The 2553-nt window shown below is 67.2% G+C and carries 3 protein-coding genes; all 3 read left to right on the top strand.

Going from position 1 to position 2553, the window contains the following annotated elements; genetic code table 11:
• The coding region (lpxD, locus tag Q7U95_RS05570) for a UDP-3-O-(3-hydroxymyristoyl)glucosamine N-acyltransferase (RefSeq protein WP_308752607.1) at positions 1-1143 on the top strand (1143 nt) is incomplete at its 5' end.
• A gap of 10 nt (positions 1144-1153) precedes the next feature.
• Positions 1154-1441 carry an acyl carrier protein gene (locus Q7U95_RS05565; protein WP_308752605.1) on the top strand — a complete coding sequence of 96 codons (288 nt, stop codon included), beginning with the start codon at positions 1154-1156 and terminating at the stop codon, positions 1439-1441.
• Between the two features lie 5 nt (positions 1442-1446).
• On the top strand, positions 1447-2553 hold a 1107-nt coding region (locus Q7U95_RS05560; protein ID WP_308752603.1), incomplete at its 3' end, for a beta-ketoacyl-[acyl-carrier-protein] synthase family protein.

Raw genomic sequence — 2553 nt, 5'->3', positions numbered from 1 at the left:
CCGCCACCGCACAACCCGGAGTTTCTGATCATGAGCCATCGTCTGTCCGATATCGCAGCCGCGCTCGGCGCCCGGCTTGAGGGCAAGGGCGATCTGATCATCACCTGCGCGGCCGAACCCGCAACGGCCGGGGAGGATGCCCTGGCCCTGGCCATGGACCCGAAATATGCCGAAGGTCTGACGCAAGGCCGCGCGCGCGCGGCGCTCTTGTGGGAGGGCGCGGATTGGCGGGCGATGGGGCTGGAGGCCGCGCTGTTCGTGCCGCGCCCGCGCTACGCCATGGCAGGGCTGACCGAAATGCTGGACCCGGGCCCCGGAATTGCCCCCGGTATCCACCCCAGCGCAGTGATCGAGCCCTCGGCGCAGATCGGCGAGGGGGTGGCGATCGGGCCTTTCGTGGTCATCGGGGAAGGGGCGCAGATCGGCGCGGGCTCGCGGATCGGCGCGCATTGCTTCATCGGTGGCGGGGCAATTCTGGGCGCCGATTGCCTGCTGATGCCGGGTGTGCGCATTGGCCCAAGGGTGCGCATCGGCACGCGATTTATCGGGCATTCGGGGGCTGTTCTTGGTGCCGATGGCTTTTCTTTCGTCACGCCAGAGGTATCCAGCGCCGAGGCCGCCCGCCAGACGCTTGGCACCGGCGCACCGGCCGCTCCCCCGCAACGCTGGGCGCGCATACATTCGCTTGGCGCGGTCGAGATCGGCGCGGATGTCGAAATGGGCGCGAACAGCACCATCGACCGCGGCACCGTCCGGGACACAAGGATCGGACGCGGTACCAAGATCGACAACCTTGTGCAGATCGGTCACAACGCACAGGTCGGCGAGGATTGCATGATCTGCGGACAAGTGGGGATATCGGGGTCGGCCAGGATCGGCAATCGGGTGGTTCTGGGCGGCCAGGTTGGCGTCAGCGACAATATCTTCGTGGGTGATGACGTCGTTGCGGGCGGGTCAACCAAGATCTATTCCAATGCGCCGGCCGGGCGCGTGCTTCTGGGCTCGCCCGCGACCCGGATGGAGGCGCAGATCGAGCTTTACAAGGCCCAGCGCCGCTTGCCGAAACTTCTGGTACAATTCAGCCAGCTTCAGAAAACCGTCAAGGAACTGGTGGATACTCTGGGAGTAACCAAAACCCGATAGGGGCGGCACTATGGGCCATATGCGCCACGATTCGACAACCGATTTTCGGGCACGCGTGCTGGAAATCCTGGCCGCGCAAGCTCTTTGTGCGCCCGCTGACATTGCGGCCGATGCCACGCTTGAAAGCCTTGGCATCGACAGCCTTGGCCAGGCCGAGATCATTTTCGCCATCGAGGAACAGTTCGATGTCACGGTGCCGTTCAATGCCAACACGCCGCAGACATCGGGTATCGACCTGAGCACGGTCGCAGGCATCGTTGCCGGGGTTGAGGCGCTGGTGCGCGCGCGCCGGGGCTAGGGGCGATGCGGCGCGTGGTGATCACCGGGGCGGGCACGGTCAATGCCCTGGCCAGCGACGTGCCGGGCACCCTGGCTGCGCTGTGCGACGGGCGGGTGGCGATCGGCCCGCTGGATTTCCCCGAGGTGGAGCGCTTGTCGATTCGCATCGGCGGGCAGGTGCGCGACTGGGATGCAGAGGCACGCCACAGCCGCTCCGAACTGGCTCTTTTTGACCGCGTTACACAATTCGCTCTGGAAAGTGCGCGTCAGGCGATGGCGCAGGCCGGGCTGGACATCGGTGAGGAACTGGCGCTGGCCTCGGGCGTGGTGATGGGCACCGGCGGCGGCGGCTACAACACCATCGATGAAAGCTACCGCGCGGTGCATGCACAGGGCAGGAACCGGGTGCATCCCTTCACCATACCGCGGCTGATGCACAACGCCGCCGCCGCCCATATCGCCATGCGCCACGGGTTCAAGGGGCCGGCCTTCACGGTTTCCACGGCCTGTGCCTCGTCCAACCATGCGATGGGGCTGGCGTTTCAGCTGGTCCGATCCGGCGCGGCCCGGGTATTGCTGACCGGCGGGGCCGAGGCGACGCTGTGTTTCGGCGGTATCAAGGCCTGGGAGGGGCTGCGGGTCATGTCGCCCGATGGTTGCCGTCCGTTTTGCGCCACACGCAACGGCATGGTGCAGGGCGAGGGCGCGGCGGTCTTTGTCTTCGAGGATTACGAGCATGCGCGCGCCCGCGGTGCAGCGGTTCTTGCCGAAGTGGCGGGGTTCTCCATGACCTCGGATGCGGGCGATATCGTCATGCCGGATCGTGACGGGGCGGTGAGGGCGATGCGCGGCGCGCTGGCCGATGCCGGGCTGGGGCCGGAGAGCATCGGCTATGTCAACGCCCACGGCACCGCCACCGCCGCGAATGACCGGGTCGAGGCCGCGGCGCTGGCCGAGGTGTTCGGGCCCGGCGTCGCGCGCCTGCCGGTCTCCTCGACCAAATCGATGCACGGCCATCTGATCGGCGCAACCGGCGCGGTGGAACTGCTGGCGGCGATCATGGCGCTGCATGACGGCGTGATCGCACCCACGGCGGGCTTCCAGCGGCCTGACCCGGACTGCCCGCTGGAC

This window comes from Candidatus Oleimmundimicrobium sp. (genome assembly GCF_030651595.1).
In the GTDB taxonomy this organism is placed as follows: Bacteria; Actinomycetota; Aquicultoria; order UBA3085; family Oleimmundimicrobiaceae; genus JAUSCH01.
This window is presented reverse-complemented; position numbering and strand designations above follow the sequence as displayed.

Bases quoted from the DNA above. Each gene is read 5' to 3' on its own strand.
- Q7U95_RS05565 (WP_308752605.1), top strand. From the start codon at position 1,154: ATGGGCCATATGCGCCACGATTCGACAACCGATTTTCGGGCACGCGTG.